The organism is Flavobacterium psychrotrophum, assembly GCF_003403075.1.
In the GTDB taxonomy this organism is placed as follows: domain Bacteria; phylum Bacteroidota; class Bacteroidia; order Flavobacteriales; family Flavobacteriaceae; genus Flavobacterium; species Flavobacterium psychrotrophum.
In genome coordinates this window covers 547,200-571,652 of the sequence record NZ_CP031557.1, presented here as the reverse complement: position 1 = coordinate 571,652, position 24,453 = coordinate 547,200, and the positions used below count along the sequence as shown (strand labels likewise).

Here is a 24,453-nt window from a genome sequence, read left to right as displayed (position 1 = left end):
AGTTTCAAAGTAAAAAAGCGGGATGCTTTGGGTTTAGAAATGCGATGCAATTTTAAAAAAAATGGGCTGCACTTTAATAAGGCAGCCCATTGATATTTATAAAGCTCAAAAAGAATTTAGAAACTTTACAACTTAGTATCCTGCTGTAAAACGCTGCCTGCGGAAACGTGGTGTTTCGGCTTCATCTGCTATTACAACAGCAAGGTCTTCTACAGATAGTGTATTGCGGTGGTGTTCATCAAACACGGGGCTGTCAAAGCCCAGGCGGTATTTGCCTGTACGGCCTGTTGTAATGCCCGCGTGCATTTCTATTGCCGGGCTAAAAAATACCCAGTCAAGGTCGTTTTCTGCTTTAAGTATGTTGAGGTATTCACGCACGGCAGTAGCACCTGGCTTAAATTCCTGCGGAAATTTAGGTGTGTCTACCAGCTGTAAGCCCGGAGCTACATAAAGGCTTCCGGCACCACCTACAACAATAAGGCGTTTAACATCAGACTTTTTTACGGCATCCTGTATAAAACGGGCACCGCGAAGGTAGTCTTCATAAATATCCGGGTTAGACCATCCGGGATTATATGCGCTTATAACGGCATCATGCCCATTAAGTATTTCTACAAGGTTTTTAGTGTCAAAAATGTCTGCCTTAACATTGGTTACACCATCTGCGGCATCTTCTTTTGGGTGGCGGCTTATGGCGGTGGCACGGTGGCCCCGTTGTGCAAACTCGTTTACAATGGCACTACCTGTAAATCCTGTTGCTCCTATAATTGCTACTTTCATAGTCTTTGTAATTTATGTTATAATAAAGGTTCTGGTTATTTGTATTAAAACTGTTCACTAAAGCCTGCCAGCGTAATAGCCTTCATATGTCCGCATATTTTCTGGTTGATGTCCTGATACAGCCCGTCGAGGTTTTGGTTTATTTTTTTGCCTATACAGCAATCCGGGTTTGGGTCGTTCTTAGCATAGCCTAATGACACGCACTCAAAAGTAAGGTTATAAATTTCCTCAAGAGTAATTTCGGCAGCAGGCTTGGCAAGGCGGGTACCCCCAAACTTACCTTCGCGGCTTTCTACAATATTATTCTTTTTAAGGTTCCCTATTTCTTTGCGTACCAATACAGGGTTAATGTTCATGCTGCCTGATATAAATTCTGAAGAAAGGAATTCGTCCGGATGCCTCGCCATCAGGGTAAGGATATGAACTGTTATGGCAAATTTACCGGAAATCATTCTGTAATAATATATGTTACCAATGTACGACTAATTTTACGTTTTTTCAATTTTTAGCCTATATTTATCGGTTATGTAAGGCATTATTTGCCATAGCCTTGCGTAACTTTGGTAAAAATTTAAAGCTTTATGGATAGTCTTATCCTGATATTTATTTGCCTTTTTGCCGGCCTTGGCTTTCAAAAGGTAAAAGCAATACCTGCTAATGCCCATGTGGCGCTAAACCAGTTTGCCATATATCTGCTACTGCCTGCATTGTCTTTATACTACATCCCAAAAATACAAATCAGCGAAAAAATACTATATCCTGTAGGCGTAGGCTGGGGCAGTTTTTTACTATCATGGCTCATTTTTGCCGGACTTGGAAAAATTTTAAAGTGGCCAAAAAAATTGCAGGGCTGCCTTATTATCACTTCGGGTTTTTTAAACTCATCATTTATAGGCTTCCCTGTTATAGAGGCGCTGTATGGTAAAGAAGGATTAAAGACCGCAATATTGGTAGACCAGCCGGGTACCTTTGTTATGCTCAGTACACTGGGTATAATTGTAGCTATACTGTACTCTAAAGGCCAGCCATCCGGTCCTGATATTGCCAGGCGGGTAGTACTGTTTCCTCCGTTCATAGCCTTTGTTATTGGTTTGGTCATCAACATCTGCCATTTAGATTTTGCAGATCCCGTACAAAGTATGCTGCAAAAGTTGGGCAGCTGTGTAACGCCTGTGGCGCTTGTGGCAGTAGGATTACAGTTAAAAATAGAGCGAAAAAGCCGTCATTGGGGCTTTTTAGGATTAGGGCTTTTTGTTAAGCTATTGCTTATACCTGCATTTTTTTTAGTGCTTTATAAAGTAGTTTTTAGACTCCGCGGCGAAGACATAGACATCTCTGTAATGGAGGCTGCCACACCACCCATGATAACTGCCGCGATCATAGCATCGGCACATGGTTTAAAGCCCCGGTTAGCAGGAATGATGATAGGCGTGGGCATCCCGCTTTCATTTTTAACAATGGCTTTTTGGTATTTCGTTTTGAAGCATTGGTAAATATTTTGTAACTTGAGATTGAATACGCGTTTTCTTTGAGAAAAATTTAGTGTAAAAGCCGTTTTACAAATAAAGCTTAAGTAGCTGGTATCGTGAAATTTATTTAAAAGCTTAACATTGAATATGTAAATATTTTCTTAATTTTAGCCGTCTTGATCAACTTAAAATAATTACTATTATGTGGATTTTTAACAGCTCCATCGATAAAAAGATGAATAGCCTGGCACTGCTTATTGTGCGTATAGTTGTAGGATTATTAATGCTTACACATGGTATTCAAAAATTCAAAATGCTGATGGCTCCCGGGCCTGTAGAATTTGCAGATCCAATAGGAATTGGAGAAGGTGCTTCGCTATTTTTGGCCGTATTTTCAGAACTTATTTGTTCAGCACTTTTAATTATTGGTTTTGCAACACGCCTGGTTACCCTGCCGCTTATTGTAACTATGGTTGTTGCTGTATTTATTGTACATGGTCATGATGGCCTTGAAAAACAGGAACTACCTATACTATATCTTTTAATTTATGTTTTGCTTCTTATTACCGGTAGTGGAAAATACTCTATCGACGGGCTGATACACAAAAAGAAAAAGTATATGTTTGCATAGTTGCTAATTGGGCAATAGTGCAAGCAATTCCGGTAGTACCTTGTCTTTTTGCTTTACTTTTGCCTTAGCCTTATCAGCGGCTTTAAGTATCTTTTCATCATTTTTTTCTCCACCGGTCCGGTAGAGGCATACGGCCATGGCAGTATTGTAGTTATCATCTTTTTTAAACTGGCTTTTACATTTTTCTAAAAAGTGCAGGCCATCGCTATACTGCCCCGTAAGTGTAAGCAGCAGTGCTTTCATGTAAAATGCGCCCTGATTATTATAGGTGTATTTACCTATGGCTTTGTTTATACAATCAAGCCCGTTTTCAAAATCTTTAATATCTAAAGAGGTAAGCGCAATGCCATAATATCCTTCCGGATTTTGCGGAAAATACTGCACCATCTCTGTAAACTTTTTACGGGCTACTTTAGTAGCGCCAGCCATAAACAGCGTTGTAGCAAGGTTTTGCTTAAAGACTTCAGATTTGTTGTTAGAAAGGCTATCGGCCATATAATAAAACACAGAAGCTTCTTTTACCATACCCTGTATGCGTAATGAGTACCCGGCAAAGAACCAGGCATCGCAAAAGGTACTGTCTTTCTTTATAAGGTCGGTAAATATTTTAGTTGCTGTAGGATGGTATTTTTCAAACTGAAAACAGTCTATCCCCAATTTAAGCATTTCTTCGTCCTTAGCATCTGCAGGCGGGCAAATAAGGTTTTTACCTAAAAAGTAATCGTTTTGCATTTGCTGGGCAAAGCCATTTAGGGCAAGCAGCAGTAATAAAGCAGATAATAGTATTGGTTTCATTTGTTAATTATGTAAAGCATCAGACAAATACTTGCTCACATAAAAAGCATAAGCAAGCCCTGAAGCCATTGGGTTAAATGCTGTTATTGCTTTATAATTTTTTTCACGATCTCCTTCTCCTTATAAAATAGCTTTAGAATATAAATGCCCTTTTGTTTTACACCCTGTAAGTTCAGCTTTACAACACCATTTTCTAAAGTAAATTCCGGGGTGGCTACAAGCCTGCCACTTACATCATAAACATGAGCATACTCAGGTTGTTCTGCTACTGTAATAAATAAATCTGTTATAAACGGGTTAGGGTATGCAGTAATACTAAGCGCATTAAAATTACTTGCTACCGCTGTAAATTCCACATCAGACTCATAAGCGCCAAGGTCTACAATAGTGCCCTGAAGGCGTTCTGCGTTATTAAGGTCTTTAGGGTACAAGTTGTTTACATAAGCATTATTTCCGGCATTAATACCGGGAGATTGCGCGGTAAGCTCGTAGTTAAAATTAGTTGCGTCAAAATTAGCTGTAGCTGTAGTATTAGCATTTACAAATAAAGGGATTGCATTGCTGTTTTCGCTATTGTTAGCATATCCGCCCTCTACAATAGAGTTAGAAACCGCTTTAAACTGTTGCAACTGCCTGCCCTGGTAAGCGGTATTTCCATAGATGATACAGTTTCTTATTTTATAGTATGATTTGTACAGGTCTATAATTTCCTGTTGTACACCATTAGTGTATATATTATAATTGTTTACTACCGTACAGTTTACCATTTCAAAATCATCCGCAGTGCTGTTAGCGTAATGGCTCACTGCCAGTATGTTTGCGCTAAAATCATTTACGGTATTCCCTATAATGTATGAGTTGTAAATTTTTGCATTTAGAAAATGGTCAATATCTATAATGCTGTTCCTGGACGTGTTGTTTGTAAAAATACACCTGTCAATGCTTAGTACTTTATATTCGCTGGCGTTTGAAACACACGCCCCTAAATATGCTGAGTTGCCAATAAATTTTGTGCCTTTAATAATCAGTGTCGATTGATTGCCACTATTTAATGTATAGATTGCACCGCCCTGGTTACCTGCATTATTGCCCCTGAACTCACAATCTTCTACAGTTACTTTTGAATTTTGAATGTATAATGCACCACCATAGTTCGAAGCCTTATTAGCAAAGAAATAGCAGTTCTGTAGGTGCAACATCCCGCTCATAGCTCCGCTTACCTTAAGCCCTGCACCGTTATATGAGCTGCCGCTGTTACCGTTAATAATCCTGAAGCCATCCAGGATAACCGTTGTTGTAAGCCCTGAAGCGCGGATTATGTTATGTGAGTTGTCGCTTGTTTCACCAATTTCGCCAATATCTCCGTTTAGTGTAGTAGGGTTAGCTGCTATATTTCTCTGGCTTACAGAAGTTTCTGTACCTGCAAAGCCCCCGCGCACATTAACGCCGTCTTTCAATACAAAAGAGACCGTGCGGGTAGCAGATGCTGTAGGCTTATACTGCCCGGCGGCTACCCATATCTCATCGCCATAAACAGCAATGCTAAGGGCGTTTTGTAAATCGGTAAAAGCATTGTCCCAGCTAAGGCCTGTGCCGTTTCCTGTAGCCGAAGCATTTACATAATATGTTATTGCGTTTGCTTTAAATAGCGAAAGGGTGCACAGTAAAGTAAGTAGTCTTAGTCTCATATAAGGGTTGGTATATATTGCCTGCAAAACTATTATTTAAGCTGTAATAAGCATAATAAAATACGCTAATTTTGGCATACCATACAAATTATGATGAACGATAACCATATTACTACTGATTTTGAAAAGCGGCTTATTGATATTGTAGGAAAAGCTTTTGTTTTTACCGATGAAGCCACACGCCTGCAATATGGCCATGACGAAACCGAAGATTACAGTTTTCCGCCTACCGTGGTAGCAAAGCCCGATACGGCAGATGAGGTTGCCGCTATTATGAAGCTGGCCAATGATCATAAAATTCCGGTAGTGCCCATAGGTGCACGTACCGGCCTTAGTGGTGGTGCGCTAAGCATACATGGTGGCATAGGCCTTAGCATGGAGCGTTTTAATACACTGGAAATTGACGAAAAGAATCTACAGGCTATTGCCGGCCCGGCAGTAATAACACAGGTATTGCGCGAAGCAGCTTTTGAAAAAGGACTGTTTTATCCGCCAGACCCCAGCAGCATGGGCAGTTGTACCATAGGGGGCAATGTAGCCGAAAACAGCGGTGGTGCACGTGCGGTAAAATATGGGGTTACTAAAGATTATATACTCAACCTGGAAGTGGTTTTGCCGAATGGCGACATTATCTGGACGGGGGCAAATACGCTTAAAAATTCTACCGGCTATAACCTTACCCAGCTTATGGTAGGTAGTGAGGGTACGCTGGGCATTATCACAAAAATTGTATTGAAGCTCCTGCCCAAAACTACCCACAATGTGCTGATGCTCATTCCATTCTTTAAATCGGGACAGGCGTGTGAGGCTGTAGCTGAGATTTTTAGAGCAGGGATAGTGCCCAGCGCGCTTGAATTTATGGAACGCGATGCTATAGACTGGGGGTTAAAGTACCTTGACGACACCAGTATTGACATTAAACCTGAAGTGCAGGCACATCTGCTTGTAGAGGTAGATGGTAATTATCCGGATGTGCTTTTCGCGGAAGCGGAAAAAATTATGGGAGTAGTAGAGCAATTTGAAACAGACGAGATTTTGTTTGCCGATACCGAAGACCAAAAAAATGCTTTATGGAAGCTACGCCGCACAGTTGCCGAGGCTGTTAAATCAAATTCGGTTTATAAAGAAGAAGATACTGTAGTACCGCGTTATGAACTACCAACACTTTTAGAAGGCATTAAGCGCATTGGTAAAAAATACGGCTTTCAGTCGGTATGCTATGGGCATGCAGGTGATGGCAATCTGCATGTGAACATCATTAAAGGCGACATGACCGATGATAACTGGAAGGTAGAAGTACCCAAAGGCATTCGCGAAATATTTGAACTAACGGTATCTTTAAAAGGCACGCTCAGCGGAGAGCATGGTATTGGGTATGTACAAAAAAATTATATGAACATTGCTTTTACTGACGCTAACCTGCAATTAATGAAAGGCATAAAGCAATTGTTTGACCCTAATAATATATTGAACCCGGGCAAAATATTACCCGATACTATAGTATAGCCTGTCACGATCCCGGATGAGTTAAAAAAAGTGTTTATAAGTATTGCTATACGTCAGGTTTTTAATTTGTTTATCCCGCATTATTAGATAGTTAATTGCACACGTTGCAAAAAATTATATTTTTGTGTGAACAACCAATTATACTATCATGAAAAACCTATTACTATCAGCAGGCCTCTTGCTTACGCTAACAATTCAGGCGCAGGAAATATCTACTTTCTTAAACACATCCGGCCCATATGGCGGAATTGTGTATGAAGGAGATACTAACAGTATTTATGTAGCATCTGAATTTGCCGGGGTTGTTTACCGTAAAGATGCTATAGGTAGCGATGGTACATACCAAACAATAAACAGCGGCGGTGAAGGATCCATGCAGACAGGCTTGTTTAAATTGGGATCAGACCTTTATGTAAACCGTTGGCACGACAATGCTGTAGTGAAAGTGGGTATTGATAACCAGGTTACCCCCTATGCTATAGCTACCATACCGCATCCCGAAGGGCTAACAGGGAGGGGCAATAAACTCTATGTAACTTCGGGTACAAGCATATATGAGTTAGATCTTTCTACCTCTCCGGCTACTGTAAACGTTATGATAAGCGGACTGGAAGTATCTGTTTTTGGCCCTGAAATTGGGCTTAAAATTTATAATGACTTCCTGTATGTTTCTGAAACCAACAAAATAAGCCGCATCAACCTTAACGTTACGCCTTATGTAAAGGAAACCTACCTCAACCTGACATTTACGCCCCTGAGCTTTGCCTGGCAAGATGATTTAACCCTATTTGCAACATCTAACGACTACCATACCATTTACAGTATTACAGATGGAAGGGCAGACATTATGGTTCAGGATAATTCAACTAACTACCCATCGCCAAATGATTTGGTTTACATTGGCGACCATACCGTGTTAGCAGCTTGTATGGAAGGCTATAATGTTCTGAAAGCACAAGTGCCCTTAGTAAATACCATTACATATACAAAACCAAAGGCTGTGCTGTATCCTAACCCGGCAACAAACTACATTACCGTAAACAATCTTGATATTGTTGAAGATGCTACCATAATAAACACCCTGGGCCAAACCGTGGCACAATACAAACCTACTGAGAAATATGATGTTTCTGCACTGCCTGCCGGTATATACTACCTGCAACTAAAAGGGCAAAGCATAAAGTTTGTAAAAGAGTAGTTTTAGGATTATTTGGTAATGGGATTTAAAGTAAGAGTGAAGCTATCCCCCTCTTGAGGGGTGGCTGAAAGCCGGGGTGGGTTTTAGACCTGGCGCGAGGCTTTGATTTGTACCATAATATTTGTGTACGAGCGAGACGCTCGCAACAATGTTAGAGAATTATATATGTTTCTATTGCGTTGCTTTCTTCACGCACTGTCTTTGCGAGCGCAACACAGTGGAGCTCGGCACACGAGGGCATAGCCCGAACTGACGAAGTAATCTGTATTTTTGTGTATTACATTTTTTAAACCAACCGGACAAATGAAAACAGGATTTAGTTACATACTTACCAATTATACAAATACAACACTTTACACAGGTGTAACGAGCGATCTGCATGGAAGGATTAAACAGCATAAGCAAAAGCGATATCCTGACTCTTTTTCAGCAAAATATAACATTAACAAGTTAGTGTATTTTGAGGCTTTTTTAATGATTGAAGATGCAATTGCCCGCGAAAAACAGATTAAGGCTGGTTCGAGGGCAAAAAAGGTTATGCTAATTGAATCCATGAATCCTCAATGGGATGATTTGTTTTACCGGATTGAAGAATTTTTATAGTTCGCATAAATGGGATTATTTTATCGGAAGATTGCCGCGCTCCGTTGCACTACGCTCGCAAAGACGAGCCGGATTGGAACGTTAACAGAGTTGATGTTTAAGCTTCTATCTTCAGGTTGTTTTCTTCACGTACCGTCTTTGCGAGGAGGAACGACGAAGCAATCTAAATCCTGGATTTAATCACGTTATTAAACAGATTACTTCGTCAGTTCGGGCATACCCTCGTGTGCCGCCCTCCGTTGTAATACACTCGCAAAGACGAGCCGAAAGAGGGCGTTATCAGTGTTGATATTTAAGCCTCTATCTTCAGGTTGTTTTCTTCACGTACTGTCTTTGCGAGGAGGATTAGGACGAAGCAATCTGTTTTAAAATCTGCGAAAATCCATTCAAATCCGCGGTATCCGCGTTCCATTTTACACCTCTCGTTTTAACAATTTCTTACCTCCTACCCCTACCTGAAAATACCTCAAAAATCAGTACCTTTGCGTTTTGCACAAAACTGATATGCTGAATACTGACGAAACGATTGAAGTGCTTGGCGCACGCGCCCACAACCTAAAAAATATAGACGTTACCATACCCCGCGAAAAGCTCGTGGTAATTACCGGGCTTTCGGGTTCCGGTAAGTCGTCACTGGCTTTCGACACCATTTATGCCGAAGGGCAGCGCCGATATATAGAAACGTTTTCTGCTTACGCGCGGCAGTTTTTGGGTGGCCTGGAGCGCCCCGATGTTGACAAGATCGACGGACTATCGCCCGTTATTGCCATAGAGCAGAAAACCACCAGCAAAAGTCCCCGCTCTACCGTGGGTACCATTACAGAGATATACGATTTTCTCCGCCTGCTGTACGCCCGTGGCGCCGATGCCTACAGCTACATGACCGGCGAAAAGATGGTAAGCTACAGCGACGAGCAGATACGCCAGCTTATTGTTGAGAAATTCGACGGTAAGCGCATTAGTATCCTTGCCCCGATAATCAGGTCGAGAAAAGGCCACTACCGCGAACTCTTTGAGCAGGTAAGTAAACAGGGCTTTTTAAAAGTGCGCGTAGATGGCGAGATAAAAGATATTGAAGCCGGTATGAAGCTGGACCGCTACAAGGTGCACGACATAGAAACGGTTATAGACCGTCTGGCTGTAGACACAACCGAAGATACGGACAAGCGCCTTGCCGACAGCATTAAGACGGCTATGTATCACGGTGAAGATGTAATGATGGTTATTGAGCAGGAAAGCCAGGAGGTTCGCTACTACAGTCGTAACCTTATGTGCCCGTCCAGCGGTATCTCCTACCCTAACCCTGAGCCGAACAATTTTTCGTTCAATTCCCCTAAGGGTGCGTGTGATCACTGTAACGGCTTGGGCACAGTAAACGAGATCAACCTTAAAAAGATAATCCCAAACCCTAAGCTTAGTATCAAGCAGGGCGGTTTTGCGCCACTGGGCGAATATAAAAACTCATGGGTATTTAAACAGCTTGAAGCCATTGGCGAAAAGTTTGGTTTTAAGATTACCGATGCCATAGAAAAAATCCCTGCCGATGCGATGGACATGATCCTGAACGGCGGCAAGGAGAAATTCACCATAAACAGTAAAACACTCGGTGTAAACCGCGAATATAAAATAGAGTTCGAAGGTATTTCTGCCTTTATAAAAAACCAGTTTAGCGAAGAGGCTACAGCAGCTATTAAGCGTTGGGCCAAGGACTTTATGGATGAGGTAGAATGCCCGGTTTGCCACGGCACCCGCCTTAAAAAAGAATCGCTTTATTTTAAGGTAAACGGCCTTAACATTGCAGAGCTTTCGGCTATGGACATCTCTGACCTTGCAGACTGGTTTGAAGAACTGCACAACAACCTTACCGAGAAACAAAAGGCCATTGCAACTGAGATCGTAAAAGAAATTAAGGCACGCCTAAGCTTTTTGGTAGATGTGGGTTTAAATTACCTTTCGCTTAGCCGCAGTTCGGGAACCCTTTCTGGTGGCGAGGCACAGCGCATCAGGCTGGCTACGCAAATAGGCTCGCAGCTTGTGGGTGTACTCTACATTCTTGATGAGCCCAGCATTGGCCTGCACCAGCGTGATAACGAAAAACTGATTCACTCGCTTGAAGCGCTGCGCGATATTGGTAACTCGGTTATTGTGGTAGAACACGATAAAGACATGATAGAACGCGCCGACTATGTTATAGACATAGGCCCGGCAGCGGGTCGTTTTGGCGGACAGATTGTAAGCAAGGGTACTCCTGCCGAATTGCTTAAGGAACATACACTAACCGCAGCCTACCTTAACGGTGAGCGCGAAATAGCTGTACCAAAAAAGCGTCGCGAAGGCAACGGCAAAACCCTGAAACTTACGGGAGCTACAGGAAACAATCTTAAAAACGTGAGCATTGAGCTGCCTTTAGGCAAAATGATATGCGTTACAGGCGTTTCGGGTAGTGGTAAGAGCACGCTTATCAACGGTACACTTTACCCTATACTGAACGCGCACTTTTTTAACGGCGTAAAAAAACCTGCTCCTTATAAAAAGATTGAAGGCCTGGAGCATATTGATAAAGTAATTGATATTGACCAAAGCCCCATAGGACGCACACCACGCTCTAATCCGGCTACATACACCGAGGTATTTAGCGAAATACGCAGCTTGTTTACCCAAACACCGGAGTCGATGATACGCGGCTACAAACCGGGGCGTTTTAGCTTTAATGTAAGCGGTGGCCGTTGCGAAACCTGTGAAGGCAGTGGTATGCGCGTTATAGAGATGAGCTTTTTACCGGACGTTTATGTGGAGTGCGAAACCTGCCAGGGCAAGCGCTTTAACCGCGAAACGCTGGAGATACGCTATAAAGGAAAGTCCATCAGTGATGTGTTAGACATGACAGTAGACGAGGCCGTTCCATTCTTTGAGAACATACCTAAAATTTACCGCAAAATCAAAACCATTCAGGACGTTGGCCTTGGCTACATTACCCTGGGGCAGCAAAGCACAACGCTATCTGGTGGAGAGGCACAACGTATAAAACTGGCAAGTGAGCTTTCTAAAAAAGATACCGGCAATACCTTCTATATCCTTGATGAACCTACAACGGGGCTTCACTTTGAAGACATTCGCGTGCTTATGGAAGTAATTAACAAACTTGTAGATAAGGGCAACACCGTGCTTATCATTGAGCACAACATGGATGTAATAAAACTGGCCGATTATATAATAGATATAGGCTACGAAGGTGGTAAAGGCGGCGGGCAGCTCATAGCAAAAGGCACACCCGAAGAAGTGGCGAAAAACAAAAAAAGCTACACCGCACAGTTTCTTAAAAAGGAATTGTAGAAAAATACTATCTTAGCGGGCTTTAAAAAAATGGAGGATGCTATTCCATACAGGACTTTAAAGCAAACCTAAAACTTTAAACCTTGAACTAAAGACGAATGTCAAAAGAAAAATACAGCAGCGACGAAGAGTGGATACACGATGGGCTTAAGCAAAAACCGTGGAACGAAATAAGGAGTAACGACTCCTGGGCTATTTTTAAAATAATGGCCGAGTTTGTGAACGGGTTCGAAACCATGGCTAAAATTGGCCCGTGTGTTTCAATATTTGGTTCTGCGCGTACCAAGCCGGAAGATAAATACTATCTATTAGCCGAAGAAATAGCCGAGAAAATTGCCAACGCCGGTTATGGCGTTATTACAGGCGGTGGCCCGGGTATTATGGAAGCCGGTAATAAAGGTGCCAGCCGTGGTAAAGCACCATCGGTAGGGCTTAATATAGAACTGCCTTTTGAGCAGCACTTTAACCCATACATAAGCCACGATTTTAACCTTAACTTCGACTACTTCTTTGTACGCAAGGTTATGTTTGTTAAATACTCTCAGGGGTTTGTGGGTATGCCGGGTGGTTTTGGTACCCTTGATGAACTTTTTGAAGCTGTAACGCTTATCCAGACAAAAAAAATCGCTAAATTCCCTATCATATTAGTAGGTACAGAATACTGGGGCGGACTTATGGGCTGGATAGAGCAAACACTGATAGGCAAATTCCACAATGCAAGCCCGGACGATCTTAACCTTATCAAGGTAGTAGATACTGCCGATGAGGTAGTGGCCGTTATTGATGCTTTCTACAAAAAGTACAGCCTGAGCCCTAACTTCTAAGAAAGTTATTTTTCAAAGTTTAACAGTTTTTGGGGCAACCCAAAACATAATTTTACATCGTATATAAGTTATAGCATAGTTTTTGCAACCAGCCGTTTATTTGTGTAACTCAAAGAAGAGTAAATTTAAAGACAACATTTTGATTCAGATCCGAAAGGCCTTTTTTCTCTTACTGTTACTGTTCTGCGGCATTACTAATGCCCAGCATAAAAACACCATTAGCGCCGAGCTCGACGCCGTGGCGCGCACAATTAACGTGCAGCAGGAAATTACCTATGCAAATAATAGCGGCGATACGCTGAACCATATTATACTGAACGACTGGAACAATGCCTACTCATCTAAAACAACGCCTATGGCTAAACGTTTTACCGATGAGTTTATTAAGGCATTTCACCTGGCCAAAGAGGAAGAGAGAGGCAGTACCACAATCTACTCTCTTGTAGACCAGAATGGATTGTTACTGGACTGGAAACGCCCCGAAGGCCATCCTGACCTGGTACAGGTACAGCTCAAAAATCCTATTTATCCGGGCCGTTCGTTCAGTATAAAACTTACTTATAAGGTAAAAATACCTAACGAGCGTTTTACACATTTTGGCTACGATCCAAAAACGGGCAACTTTAACCTGCGCGACTGGTACCTTACACCCAGCCGTTATGAGCATGGTTTTGTTACCTACAGTAATGAAAACCTTGACGACATTGCTAACGCAGCATCTGATTATGACTTTACCGTAAAAGTTCCCCTTGCATATACGCTTTACAGCGACCTTAACAGCCAGGGTATGGCAAGTGCTCAGGATAAATTTGCATCCTATCATTTTGAGGATAGCAACCGTATGGGCTTTAACCTGGTGCTTGAGCTACAAAAGTTTACCGAGGTTTTTAATTTTCAGTCGGCCACTATTTACAGCAGCATGCGCGATAACCGTACTACTGATGTGCAGCGTGCCATGATTGTTGACAGAATAGCACAATACACTTCCGAAAAATTAGGGTCTTATCCTTACGGAAAAATTATTGTTACAAAGGCTGATTATGACCGTAACCCGGTATATGGGCTTAACCAGTTACCATCTTTTTTAAGGCCATTTCCTGACTCATTTATTTTTGAACTGCGGTTTTTAAAGACCTACCTTAACATCTACCTAAGAAACACACTGAAGCTTGACCCGCGAAAAGACAGCTGGGTATATGACGGTATACAGATGGATTTGTTAATGCAGTATATTAACGAGAACCACGCCGAAAAGAAAATGATGGGCCAGCTGGGTAACTGGGGCATTTTGAGAGGTCACCATATTTTTGAGATCACACTTAATGAGCAGTTTAATTATTTTTTCCTGCTTATGGCACGCCGCAACCTGGACCAGCCCATAGGCGATCCTAAAAATACTTTTATAAAATTTAACGAGCAGATATCGGGTAAATACAAGGCAGGGCTTGCCTTTACCTACCTTGACGATTACCTGGGTAATGGAATCGTTACTAAATCTTTCAGCGAATTTTACACGCAGAATGTTAACAGCAGCCAGGCTAACAGAAATGACCTTGAGCTTATAATGCAAAAAAACGCCCCTAAAGATATCAGTTGGTTCTTTAATAAATTAATAGCTTCCAGAGATGTTATCGATTATAAGATTGGCCCGGTTAAAAAAGAAAAAGACTCGTTACAGGTAACCCTTAAGAATGTTTCGGGTACTAATGTGCCAATTTCATTATATGGCGTTAAAAAAGGCAATGTAGTTTTTAAACAGTGGATAGATGGCTTTGATAAAGACAGCACCTTTACCGTTGCCCGAAAGGATGCCGACAGGCTGGTATTAAATTATAACGAAGAAATTCCGGAATACAATCCGCGCAATAATCAGAAGCCGCTTAATAACTTTTTCCCTAATAAAAGGCCGTATAAATTCACTTTTTTTCAGGATCTTGAAGACCCTGCCTATAACCAGATATTTTTTGTACCCGGTTTTGCCTATAACCTTTATGACGGGCTCTCACCAGGATTGCGATTTCATAATAAATCATTGCTTGAAAAGCCTTTTATTTTCGATTTAAATACGCTTTACTCACCCAATACAGGTCATGCCATAGGTTCATTCTCACTTATGTACAACCAGTACATACGCGATGGCGAACTGTTTAACATACGCTATTTTCTTTCGGGAAATACATATCATTACGCACCAGATGCACGCTATTATAAGTTTACACCATCAGTGCAGCTTCGCCTGCGCCCAGATGATTTCAGGAAAAACCTTAAAGAGGTAATTAACATCAGGCAGGTAATGGTACAAAGGCAAAAATCGCTTTATGTACCGGCAGATCCGCATGCCGATAGCTATTCGGTATTTAATGCCCGTTACAGTAAGGTTAATTCTAACATATCGCGCCACAATAATTTTTATACCGATGTGCAGTTATCAGACTCATTTGGTAAGGTATCGGGAGAGTTTCAGTTCCGACGCCTCTTTAATGACAATCGCCAGGTAAATGTGCGCCTTTATGCCGGTATGTTTATGTACAACAACACCGGAAATTCAGATTTCTTTAGTTTCGGCCTTGACCGCGCTTCTGATTATCTTTTTGATTATAACTACTATGGGCGTAGCGAAACATCAGGGTTATTCAGTCAGCAATTCATTATGGCCGATGGCGGTTTTAAATCGATGCTCGATACCCGGTATGCAAATCAATGGATGACTACTGTAAATGCCAGCTTTAACATATGGAACTGGATAGAAGTTTATGGCGATGCCGGCTTTATGAAAAGCAGGAATAGCAATACTGATTTTGTGTATGACAGTGGTATACGCCTTAACCTTGTTACAGACTATTTTGAATTGTATTTCCCTGTTTATTCCAGCAATGGTTTTGAGGTTAATGATACCAACTATGCCCAAAAAATACGCTTTGTGGTAACCCTTAGCCCAAGCACACTGATAAGCCTGTTCACACGTAAATGGCTTTAAAAACATTTAACTTCGTCAATATTGCATTCGCAAAACCGCCCTGCAATCACTAAGCTATTCTCAATTTAAACGCCATTATTCAGGTTAAATTTAATTATAATAAAAATTTAACCCTGTTTTGTTATATATTATGAAATTTAAATTTAACTCCAAATATTATGATATGTCATAGTTTTGATTAAATTTGTGTTTTGCACTAAACACTACTTTTTTATGACTGGCACAGAAACTAAACAAGCACTTTCTTTTACTGATTTCAGGACTGAAGTGATAAATGATTACAAAACAGCCGTTATAAGCCGCGAATGCAGCCTCCTGGGCCGTCGCGAAGTACTAACAGGTAAGGCTAAATTTGGTATTTTTGGCGATGGTAAAGAGCTACCACAGCTTGCTATGGCAAAAGCCTTTAAAAACGGCGACTTCCGTTCTGGCTATTATCGCGACCAGACCTTTATGATGGCCATAGGCCAGCTTACCATACAACAGTTTTTTGCCGGATTATACGGCCATCCAGACCTGGCAAATGAGCCCATGAGCGCAGGCCGCCAGATGGGTGGGCACTTTACTACCCACAGCCTTGATGAAAATGGTAACTGGAATAACCTTACACAACAAAAAAACTCAAGTTCTGACATCTCCCCTACTGCCGGGCAAATGCCAAGGCTGTTAGGATTGGCACAGGCCAGTAAAATATACCGTAATGTAAAAGGCATTGATACCGAAAAATTCTCGGTAAATGGCAACGAGGTAGCCTGGGGAACCATAGGCAATGCCAGTACCAGCGAGGGCCTTTTCTTTGAAACCATAAATGCCGCAGGTGTACTGCAGGTACCTATGGTAATAAGCGTTTGGGATGACGACTATGGCATATCGGTACACGCGCGCCACCAGACTACTAAAGAAAACATATCAGAAATACTTAAGGGCTTTCAGCGTGATGAAGATGCTAAAGGCTACGAAATTATAAAAGTAAAAGGTTGGGATTATGCCGAGCTTATAGCCGCTTATGAAAGGGCAGGCGAAATAGCACGCACCCAGCACGTACCGGTGCTTATGCACATTTACCAGCTTACGCAACCTCAGGGCCATTCTACATCAGGATCGCACGAACGCTACAAAAACAGCGACCGCCTTGCCTGGGAAGGAGAATTTGACTGTAACGCACAAATGCGCAAATGGATACTCGAAAATACCTTTGCCACTGAAGAAGAGCTTGAAGCCATAGAGCAACAGGCTAAGGCCGATGTACTTGAAGGTAAAAAAGACGCATGGGCGGCTTACCAGGATCCTATTAAGGCAGAGCGCGATGCGTTCGTAACCCTTTTAAAAGATGTTGCAGCCAAAAGTGACAACAAAGTATTTATAGACAAGCACATAAGCAGCATTGCAACGGTAAAAGAACTTATGCGCAAAGACCTGTTGGTTATTGCCCGCAAGGTGTTGCGCCTTGTTATTAATGAGCCTGTTAAAGAAAGTCTTGTTGCATGGATAAAAGCGTACACTGACGAAAATCAGCCAAAATACAGTTCGCATTTATACTCCCAATCGGATAAAAATGTGCTGAATGCAAAAGAGGTATTGCCGGAATATGGCGATAACCCGGAAGATGCAGACGGGCGTATGATTATGCGTAACAATTTTGACGCACTGTTTACCAAATATCCTGAAACGCTTGTTTTTGGAGAAGATGTTGGTAACATAGGCGATGTAAACCAGGGGCTTGAAGGTATGCAGGAAAAATACGGCGAATTCCGTGTAAGCGATGCCGGTATTCGCGAAGCTACTATTTTAGGACAGGGAATAGGTATGGCAATGCGTGGACTGCGCCCTATTGCTGAGATACAATATCTTGATTACTTGTTATATGCGCTGCAAATTATGAGTGATGACCTTGCCACGCTGCACTACCGCACGGCAGGCAGGCAAAAAGCGCCGCTAATAATCCGTACGCGCGGGCACAGGCTTGAGGGCATCTGGCACTCTGGCTCGCCTATGGGCATGATAATTAACGCTATTCGCGGTATTAATGTACTGGTACCAAGAAACATGACCAAAGCTGCCGGTTTTTATAATACGCTTTTAGAGTGCGATGAACCTGCCCTTGTGGTTGAATGCCTTAATGGCTACCGCCTTAAAGAAAAGATGCCTATAAATCTTGGTGAGTTTAAAACGCCACTGGGCGTTGTTGAAACGCTAAAAGAGGGTACAGATATTACACTGGTATCTTACGGCTCTACACTGCGCCTTGTAGAACAGGCTGCAAAAGAGCTACAGGAAGCCGGTATAGATGCTGAAGTTATCGATGTACAATCCTTACTGCCATTTGACCTTAGCCACGATATTGTAAAAAGTGTAGCTAAAACAAACAGGCTGCTTGTTATTGATGAAGATGTACCGGGAGGTGCCTCTGCTTATATTTTACAGCAGGTGCTGGATGTACAGGATGCCTACAAACACCTGGACAGCAAACCGGATACGCTTGCAGCAAAAGAACACCGCCCTGCTTATGCAACAGATGGCGATTATTTTAGCAAACCGTCTGTAGAAGATATTTACGAAAAAGTATATGCTATTATGCACGAGGCCATGCCTGCAAAATATCCTAAGCTATATTAAAAGCCGGGGGAATAGTACCCAGCCAATACATACCAATTATGAGCGAACGCGATAAGGGCCTTTTAGCATTAAGGCCGGAAATATTGGGAGAAATACACCCGCAGTCTTCTGCTGAAGAAATTTTTCAGAACAGGACGCTGAGGCCGGTACTTAAATTGCAGAACGATATTTTTGTGGAGGCATTTGTTAACTATGCTGTAAAACAAAAGGGGCAATTCTTTTTGTTAAGCACAGAAAAGCAGCTGCACTATATTGAAAATGCAATACAAAAGGATGAAAAATTCCGCAATGCGCTAAAGGGGATGATAATTGCGCTATTTACCGTTGAGGAATATCGTGAGTACATCACCAATTCATCAAACCTTAATAAGCGTATGATGAACCTGCTTACAGAGCGCCTTAAAGACCAGGTACAACTTCTTATAAAATAAAAACTATAGTTACAAATTACACCAGTTACCACTAATAGATTTGGATAAACTGGTGTAATTTGGGGCTATAACTCCCTAAAAAAATCCTTGTCTTCATCGCCCTACAGGCATAATATTTTGTTCAAACAGCCCGAAAACATTGTAGTTTTATAATTATAACATTTATATCGTTTTAGCTAATCCATAATTTATCAAGCAATTAGCCGATAAATTATAAAAAAGTTATACCTTTATATTATAAAACGATAACAATTATGGCAATTACAACTAACACCTTTCCATATCAGGATGATATGGGTGGTAATTTGAATGCGAGCCATGCATCCGGTAATTTTGATTTACCCTATGATGACCCAGCAATTGTTAACCCTAATGAACTAGCCTCATTTCCTAAAATGGCAATGCCCGGCAACAACCGTATTCCAGACCACGACAGCCATCTGGTAAACAAGCGTACTACTCCGGCACGCGACGGTAGAAACATTACACGTACATGGTAAACTTTTCTACACAGGTACGGTCTGCACATTAAAAAAAGAAGTAAGATCTCAGGAGCCGGAAGAAACCGCCCGCTGGTCTCAGGATTACAACGTTTATGGCAATAGGGCCTCATTAAACAGTAAAGCCGGCTTTTTAGCCGGCTCCTTTATTTCTATCAGTATATTATTTATCTGCATCCATGTGCTTAAATATAAGCACCTCATCTACATCTTTTAATAATACAAGCTTATCTTTATCAATCTTGGCAAGGTTTACTTTGCCCAGTGCATCAAGGTATTTTTGCTCGCCGGTAACGCCCTCACAAAACATCTTTGTAGAAAACACTTCACTTACATTAATACCATTGTCATCATTAAGGTTATAAGAACCGCCATATTGGTTACAACCGCTATTACCTGCTACTTTATGATCTATAGTAAAATTTGCAGTAGGCAGGCCATTTTTAAATTCAGCAGCATCGGCTTTTTTACCATTGATGCTTTCCAGTTGCCAGTTGCCCGACGTAAGCAATGCGGTAGACGAAGCAGTATCTGTACTACGACATGATGTTATGGCGAGTGCCGCAATGGCTAGTAAGGGAAGTAACTTTTTCATATTTTTTGTCATTAGGTTATACCAAATGTAAGAAATATGGAAAGGTTTGTAATATTAATTATAAATACTTTAATACTTATAACAACCCATTATACTTGCGTATAAACCACTCTGCTGCAAGTGCAAGTGCCATGATAACAAGCAGCCACATCCACTCGATAAGCGGGGATTGTTTTGTAATGGCTTTTTGCACCGGCTGATAATTTTCATTTTCGGCAAGCACTTTAATTAAATTATCTATAGTAGCAGGATAGTAAACGGCACCATTAGTATTGGTAGCAAGCTGCTGCATGCGTGCCAGGTCAGGGTTTACAAACTGTTTTTCAATTTCAAAATCGAGTACCTCAAAAGCCCCGGCATAGGTAGTGTTAGACGTAGCTTCTTTTACCGTAAAGCTATACTGGCCTGCGCCTAATCCGTCAAGGTTTACCTTATACTCATTGCTCCCTTTTAAGAAGTCATACGATTTTGAAGCGCCGGTTTTTTTATTTTTGAGCGCAAGCGTAAGACGGGCATTCTCCTCAAACTCATAGTTTTTATTGAAGTACTGTGCTGTTATGGCAATGGCTTCTCCGCTGTTGTAAAAACTCTCATGATTTACCACGAGCGATTTGCGTTTAGAATTAGTCGCGAGGAACTGTATGGTTTTATCCATAAAAATATCAAAACCATCAAACGATTTTGTATTTACATGGCTCTCTACGCGCCATTTCCAGATGTTTTCGCCAAAAAGGTAAGCACTACGCTTTGCACCCTGCTCAGAAAAAGCCATTAACGGTCCTCCGGTAGCTACATTGCGAATGCGTGCAGAAAGCAACACACTGGCATCCTGCTTAAGTGTTACAGTACCAAACGGGTGCTGTAGCGGCGGGAAATTTGCAAAGCCTATATCTTCAGCTGCAAAAAGGCCAAACTGGCTGTTAAAGTCGGCCAGGTAGTCTTCACGCTGCCCAGACATCCTGAAGTTAACCAGGGTTTGATATTGGTTCAGTAAATTAAAATCGGTACTGTTACCGGTTATGGTAAAGGTATTAAGCCCGGCATTTTTATTTTGCTCCAAAAGCTGCCTGAACGAAGCATCCGGTTGGTACAAGACCAACACGTTATAATCTGCCAGGGATTTAATTTCAGATGGTTTTAGTATGGTAACGTTGCGTTGCTGATTGGTTTCTATAGCGCGTTTTATAGCACCAAGATCAGGATGGTTTATAGACGCTACTAAGGCAACTTCGCTACGCTGGTCGATAACCTCTACCGCAAAGTTTTTGGTATTGTTGTATTTGTTCTTTTCCGCTTCCGCAGAAGATATCACGGCACGGTAGGTTTGCACTCCTACTTTCTCTGCGTTAAGCAATACATTAACTACCTGTGCCTTTTTATCGGGCGAGAAGGTTACGTTTTGCTTGTGCAGTACTGAGCTACCCTGCATAATGGTAAAGGAGGTGTTTACCGTTTTGTTTCCGCTGTATTGCAGGAATACCTCTACAGGAAATTTATTTTTCAGGAAGGCATATTTGTTTACGTTTACCTGACCCACCCTTAAGTCAGTAAATGTGGTGGTATCACCCAATACAACAGGATATACCGTAGTGTTGTCTTTAAAGCTGTAAATATAATCGTTACCTATAGTCTGGTTACCATCGCTCAGCAATACCACCGGATATGATGTATTGCGGTATAGCTGTTGCAGGTTTTGTGCAGCCTGGTCTATATGTGTTTGCGTGCCTTTAAAATCTGGTGTTTTACCAGCCTCAAAATCATCGGCAAAGGTATATAGCTGCACATCATACTTATCTTTCAGGGCAGTATTTCCTGTAAATTTTTCTGTAATTATTTTAGCCAGGCTGTCCTGCCCAAGCTCTTTTATAGATAATGAATTATCAAGCAATACAGGCAGTGGTGTTTTTGCAACCTGCAAATCTTTACGGGTAATAACCGGATTAATAAGCAGTACCAGTGCGGCAAACACCGTTACAAAACGCAAAAAGGCCAAAAAGAAAAGCGTACTGCCCTTCTTTTTGGCTTTAAAAAGATATTGGTAAAACGATAACCCTAATGCTGCCAGGGCAGATACAATAAGTAATAAAACCGTAGATGCAGTCATTTAGTAATATCGTTTCTTTAAGAAATTTATTGTTTATGCAGTAATCATACCGCCATCAACGTTAAGTGTCTGGCCGGTAATATAGGCAGACATATCGCTGGCAAGGAATACGCAGGCATTAGCCACATCTTCCGGCGTACCACCACGCTTAAGCGGAATGGCAGCTGCCCAGCCTTTAACCACATCTTCGCCCAGTTTCTCGGTCATTTCTGTCTGTATAAAGCCCGGTGCAATTGCATTGCAACGAATGTTGCGTGAGCCAAGTTCAATTGCTATCGATTTTGTAAAGCCCAGCATACCTGCTTTAGAAGCAGCATAGTTACTTTGGCCTGCATTACCCTGTACTCCTACCACAGAACTCATGTTTATGATAGAACCGCTACGCTGCTTAAGCATAGGGCGCTGTACGGCCTTGGTCATATTAAATACTGACTTAAGGTTTACCTCAATTACTTTATCAAAGTCCTCCTCAGATATTCTCATAAGCAGGTTATCTTTAGTAATACCCGCATTGTTTATAAGCACGTCTATAGTACCAAATTCTGCCAGTACATCATCAACAAGCTTTTGCGATTCATTAAAGTCGGCAGCATTGCTCTGGTAGCCTTTAGCTTTAACGCCAAAAGCGGCAAGTTCTTCTTCAAGGGCTTTTGCAGCTTCTACAGAAGCGCTGTAGGTAAATGCTACATTAGCGCCCTGTTTTGCAAATACCAAGGCTATACCACGGCCTATACCACGGCTTGCACCGGTTATTATTGCCGTTTTTCCTTCCAGTAATTTCATATAAATGTGTTTGTTTTATTTAAAGAAAGCCACAAATATAATAAATGTTTTGGGGTATGGTAATCTTAAGGCAGGTTTTGGCACTTTTACTTCCTACCTTTACGGTAGAAACCAAACAAAAATTAAAAATGAGTACAAAAATCCTTGGCCTGCGCACAGTAGGCTATAAAGTAAGTGACCTCGAAAAAGCAAAAGCCTGGTACACCGAAGCCTTTGAAACCGAACCCTATTTTGACCAGCCTTTTTATGTAGGCTATAACATTGGCGGCTATGAGATGGCCCTGATGCCCGATGAAAGTACTAAGGGCGACAACGTTGTTACCTACTGGGGTGTAGACGATATACAGGCAACATACGACCGGTTTACAGGCCTGGGCGCAACAGAGCATGAAGCTCCGCATAATGTAGGTGGCGAAATTATGGTGGCAAGCGTATACGACGGGTGGGGAAATATTATAGGCCTGATCTATAATCCGGAATTTAAATTGCCATAAGTGGCTGCTACTATCAATAAGCCTGACGAAATAGTTATAAGGCATGCTACGCTTAAAGATGCCGCCGCACTTATACACCTAAAAAAAGGCTACATTAAGGAGACTACTTCTATTCCGTTATATGTATATGAGTATACCAATACCATAGTACAGGAGCAGGAATGGATAGATAAATTTATAATGCAGGACAACTGCGCGCTTTTTGTGGCTGAACACAACGGTGCGCTTATAGGTAACCTTGATCTTACCGGCAGCCCAAGGCAAAAACTGGCTCATACGGCTATGCTGGGTATGGGTGTTGCCTGGAACTGGCAAAATAAAAAAATAGGCACCCTGCTTATGGAAGCTGCGATGGACTGGGCTGCAAAAAATAGTATTGTAAGCATTGTATGGCTGGAAGTTTACAGCACAAACACAGGGGGCAGAAAATTATATCAAAATTTTGGTTTTGAAGAGTGCGGTATCATGAAAAATTTCTTCAATGAAGAGGTTTCTGCAGACAAGATTTCTATGATAAAATATCTTTAATGTTAAGAAACTATGCACGCATTATACCGTTTGTAAATTTCGTTACATCAAAAGCATATTTCATTACATTTTTGTGTTAAGAGTCCTAAATTTTTGCTAAAGGTTATAGGCTGATATTGATTATTGAGCTAATTTTATCTCAGAAAAATAAAAATATCATAATAAACAGGCCATGAAAACAATCATTAACCCAAAAAACATTAACGACATGAAACTGCTTAAATTCTTAGCCGCAGCTATTGCCGGATTTGGGCTGGTGAAACTCTTCGGGTTCTTTACCGAGGAAGATTTTGACAACGAAAGGGAAGACATCTATGATGAAGAAGACCACCCTCTTTTTGTGTAACCATCAGTTTAAAGAAAAGCAATATATAGCCTACAGAAAAGCACCCTTATAAGGTGCTTTTTTTGTACCTGACAAACACCTAATCTGCACGAATATTTATGTATATCCGTTAATTATTTTAACACCAACACACTATTCTACAAGTCTTTAATTAAAAAAAAGTTAAATAAGGTATTGACTACAAAATTTTAAGACATCGTTAATATAAAGCCCTTTAATCATTGGCTAACTTTATAAAACCAAAATACAGAA

General features: G+C 41.5%; 21 protein-coding genes. 14 read left to right on the top strand and 7 right to left on the bottom strand.

Annotated elements, in window-relative coordinates:
• Window positions 1-132: 132 nt before the first annotated feature.
• Together DYH63_RS02400 and DYH63_RS02395 are read right to left on the bottom strand one after the other, a co-directional pair.
• Complete coding sequence (locus DYH63_RS02400) at window positions 133-780, bottom strand: NAD(P)-dependent oxidoreductase (RefSeq protein ID WP_116787275.1); 648 nt, start codon at window positions 778-780, stop codon at window positions 133-135.
• 44 nt (window positions 781-824) lie between these two features.
• Window positions 825-1,232 (bottom strand): RrF2 family transcriptional regulator, encoded by a 408-nt coding sequence (locus tag DYH63_RS02395; protein ID WP_116787274.1) that lies wholly within the window; start codon window positions 1,230-1,232, stop codon window positions 825-827.
• A gap of 129 nt (window positions 1,233-1,361) precedes the next feature.
• Here DYH63_RS02395 and DYH63_RS02390 point away from each other — a divergent pair, with 129 nt between their 5' ends.
• The gene (locus DYH63_RS02390) at window positions 1,362-2,273 is read left to right on the top strand and encodes an AEC family transporter (RefSeq protein ID WP_116787273.1); all 912 of its coding nucleotides are present in this window, start codon (window positions 1,362-1,364) and stop codon (window positions 2,271-2,273) included.
• Window positions 2,274-2,451: 178 nt separating this feature from the next.
• A complete protein-coding gene (locus DYH63_RS02385) occupies window positions 2,452-2,880 on the top strand; it encodes a DoxX family protein (RefSeq protein WP_116787272.1) in 429 nt (142 codons plus the stop codon).
• A gap of 3 nt (window positions 2,881-2,883) precedes the next feature.
• Here the strand turns inward: DYH63_RS02385 and DYH63_RS02380 are convergent, their stop codons facing one another.
• Window positions 2,884-3,675, bottom strand: coding sequence for a tetratricopeptide repeat protein (locus DYH63_RS02380; RefSeq protein WP_116787271.1), 792 nt, complete (start codon window positions 3,673-3,675; stop codon window positions 2,884-2,886).
• Between the two features lie 83 nt (window positions 3,676-3,758).
• On the bottom strand, window positions 3,759-5,363 hold the full coding sequence (locus DYH63_RS02375) for a T9SS type A sorting domain-containing protein (RefSeq protein ID WP_116787270.1): 1,605 nt from the start codon (window positions 5,361-5,363) through the stop codon (window positions 3,759-3,761).
• A 93-nt stretch (window positions 5,364-5,456) separates the two neighbouring features.
• Between DYH63_RS02375 and DYH63_RS02370 the strand changes: the two genes are divergently transcribed.
• From DYH63_RS02370 to DYH63_RS02330, 9 genes are all read left to right on the top strand, one after another.
• Window positions 5,457-6,869: an FAD-binding oxidoreductase gene (locus DYH63_RS02370; RefSeq protein ID WP_116787269.1), complete on the top strand. Its 1,413-nt coding sequence runs from the start codon at window positions 5,457-5,459 to the stop codon at window positions 6,867-6,869.
• A 148-nt stretch (window positions 6,870-7,017) separates the two neighbouring features.
• Entirely contained in the window at window positions 7,018-8,067 is a 1,050-nt protein-coding gene (locus tag DYH63_RS02365) for a T9SS type A sorting domain-containing protein (protein ID WP_116787268.1), read from the top strand.
• Window positions 8,068-8,370: 303 nt separating this feature from the next.
• Window positions 8,371-8,670 (top strand): GIY-YIG nuclease family protein, encoded by a 300-nt coding sequence (locus tag DYH63_RS02360; RefSeq protein WP_116787267.1) that lies wholly within the window; start codon window positions 8,371-8,373, stop codon window positions 8,668-8,670.
• Between the two features lie 504 nt (window positions 8,671-9,174).
• Window positions 9,175-12,003 (top strand): excinuclease ABC subunit UvrA, encoded by a 2,829-nt coding sequence (gene uvrA / locus DYH63_RS02355; RefSeq protein ID WP_116787266.1) that lies wholly within the window; start codon window positions 9,175-9,177, stop codon window positions 12,001-12,003.
• 98 nt (window positions 12,004-12,101) lie between these two features.
• The gene (locus DYH63_RS02350) at window positions 12,102-12,827 is read left to right on the top strand and encodes an LOG family protein (protein WP_116787265.1); all 726 of its coding nucleotides are present in this window, start codon (window positions 12,102-12,104) and stop codon (window positions 12,825-12,827) included.
• A 139-nt stretch (window positions 12,828-12,966) separates the two neighbouring features.
• Complete coding sequence (locus DYH63_RS02345) at window positions 12,967-15,804, top strand: gluzincin family metallopeptidase (protein WP_240409052.1); 2,838 nt, start codon at window positions 12,967-12,969, stop codon at window positions 15,802-15,804.
• Window positions 15,805-16,017: 213 nt separating this feature from the next.
• Window positions 16,018-18,420, top strand: coding sequence for an alpha-ketoacid dehydrogenase subunit alpha/beta (locus tag DYH63_RS02340; RefSeq protein ID WP_116787264.1), 2,403 nt, complete (start codon window positions 16,018-16,020; stop codon window positions 18,418-18,420).
• 38 nt (window positions 18,421-18,458) lie between these two features.
• On the top strand, window positions 18,459-18,851 hold the full coding sequence (locus DYH63_RS02335) for a glyoxalase (protein WP_116787263.1): 393 nt from the start codon (window positions 18,459-18,461) through the stop codon (window positions 18,849-18,851).
• A gap of 254 nt (window positions 18,852-19,105) precedes the next feature.
• Window positions 19,106-19,351 carry a hypothetical protein gene (locus DYH63_RS02330; protein ID WP_116787262.1) on the top strand — a complete coding sequence of 82 codons (246 nt, stop codon included), beginning with the start codon at window positions 19,106-19,108 and terminating at the stop codon, window positions 19,349-19,351.
• Between the two features lie 163 nt (window positions 19,352-19,514).
• Here DYH63_RS02330 and DYH63_RS02325 read toward each other — a convergent pair whose 3' ends face one another.
• The 3 genes from DYH63_RS02325 to fabG all read right to left on the bottom strand — a co-directional run bounded on the left by DYH63_RS02325 (window position 19,515) and on the right by fabG (window position 22,833).
• Window positions 19,515-19,946 (bottom strand): META domain-containing protein, encoded by a 432-nt coding sequence (locus tag DYH63_RS02325; protein ID WP_162926899.1) that lies wholly within the window; start codon window positions 19,944-19,946, stop codon window positions 19,515-19,517.
• Window positions 19,947-20,022: 76 nt separating this feature from the next.
• On the bottom strand, window positions 20,023-22,050 hold the full coding sequence (locus tag DYH63_RS02320; protein ID WP_116787260.1) for a hypothetical protein: 2,028 nt from the start codon (window positions 22,048-22,050) through the stop codon (window positions 20,023-20,025).
• A 33-nt stretch (window positions 22,051-22,083) separates the two neighbouring features.
• Entirely contained in the window at window positions 22,084-22,833 is a 750-nt protein-coding gene (gene fabG, locus DYH63_RS02315; protein ID WP_116787259.1) for a 3-oxoacyl-[acyl-carrier-protein] reductase, read from the bottom strand.
• A gap of 128 nt (window positions 22,834-22,961) precedes the next feature.
• Here fabG and DYH63_RS02310 point away from each other — a divergent pair, with 128 nt between their 5' ends.
• The 3 genes from DYH63_RS02310 to DYH63_RS21210 all read left to right on the top strand — a co-directional run bounded on the left by DYH63_RS02310 (window position 22,962) and on the right by DYH63_RS21210 (window position 24,201).
• Window positions 22,962-23,327, top strand: coding sequence for a VOC family protein (locus DYH63_RS02310; protein ID WP_116790721.1), 366 nt, complete (start codon window positions 22,962-22,964; stop codon window positions 23,325-23,327).
• Window positions 23,328-23,855 (top strand): GNAT family N-acetyltransferase, encoded by a 528-nt coding sequence (locus DYH63_RS02305; protein WP_116787258.1) that lies wholly within the window; start codon window positions 23,328-23,330, stop codon window positions 23,853-23,855.
• A gap of 172 nt (window positions 23,856-24,027) precedes the next feature.
• Window positions 24,028-24,201, top strand: coding sequence for a hypothetical protein (locus DYH63_RS21210; RefSeq protein ID WP_162926898.1), 174 nt, complete (start codon window positions 24,028-24,030; stop codon window positions 24,199-24,201).
• Window positions 24,202-24,453: the final 252 nt, after the last annotated feature.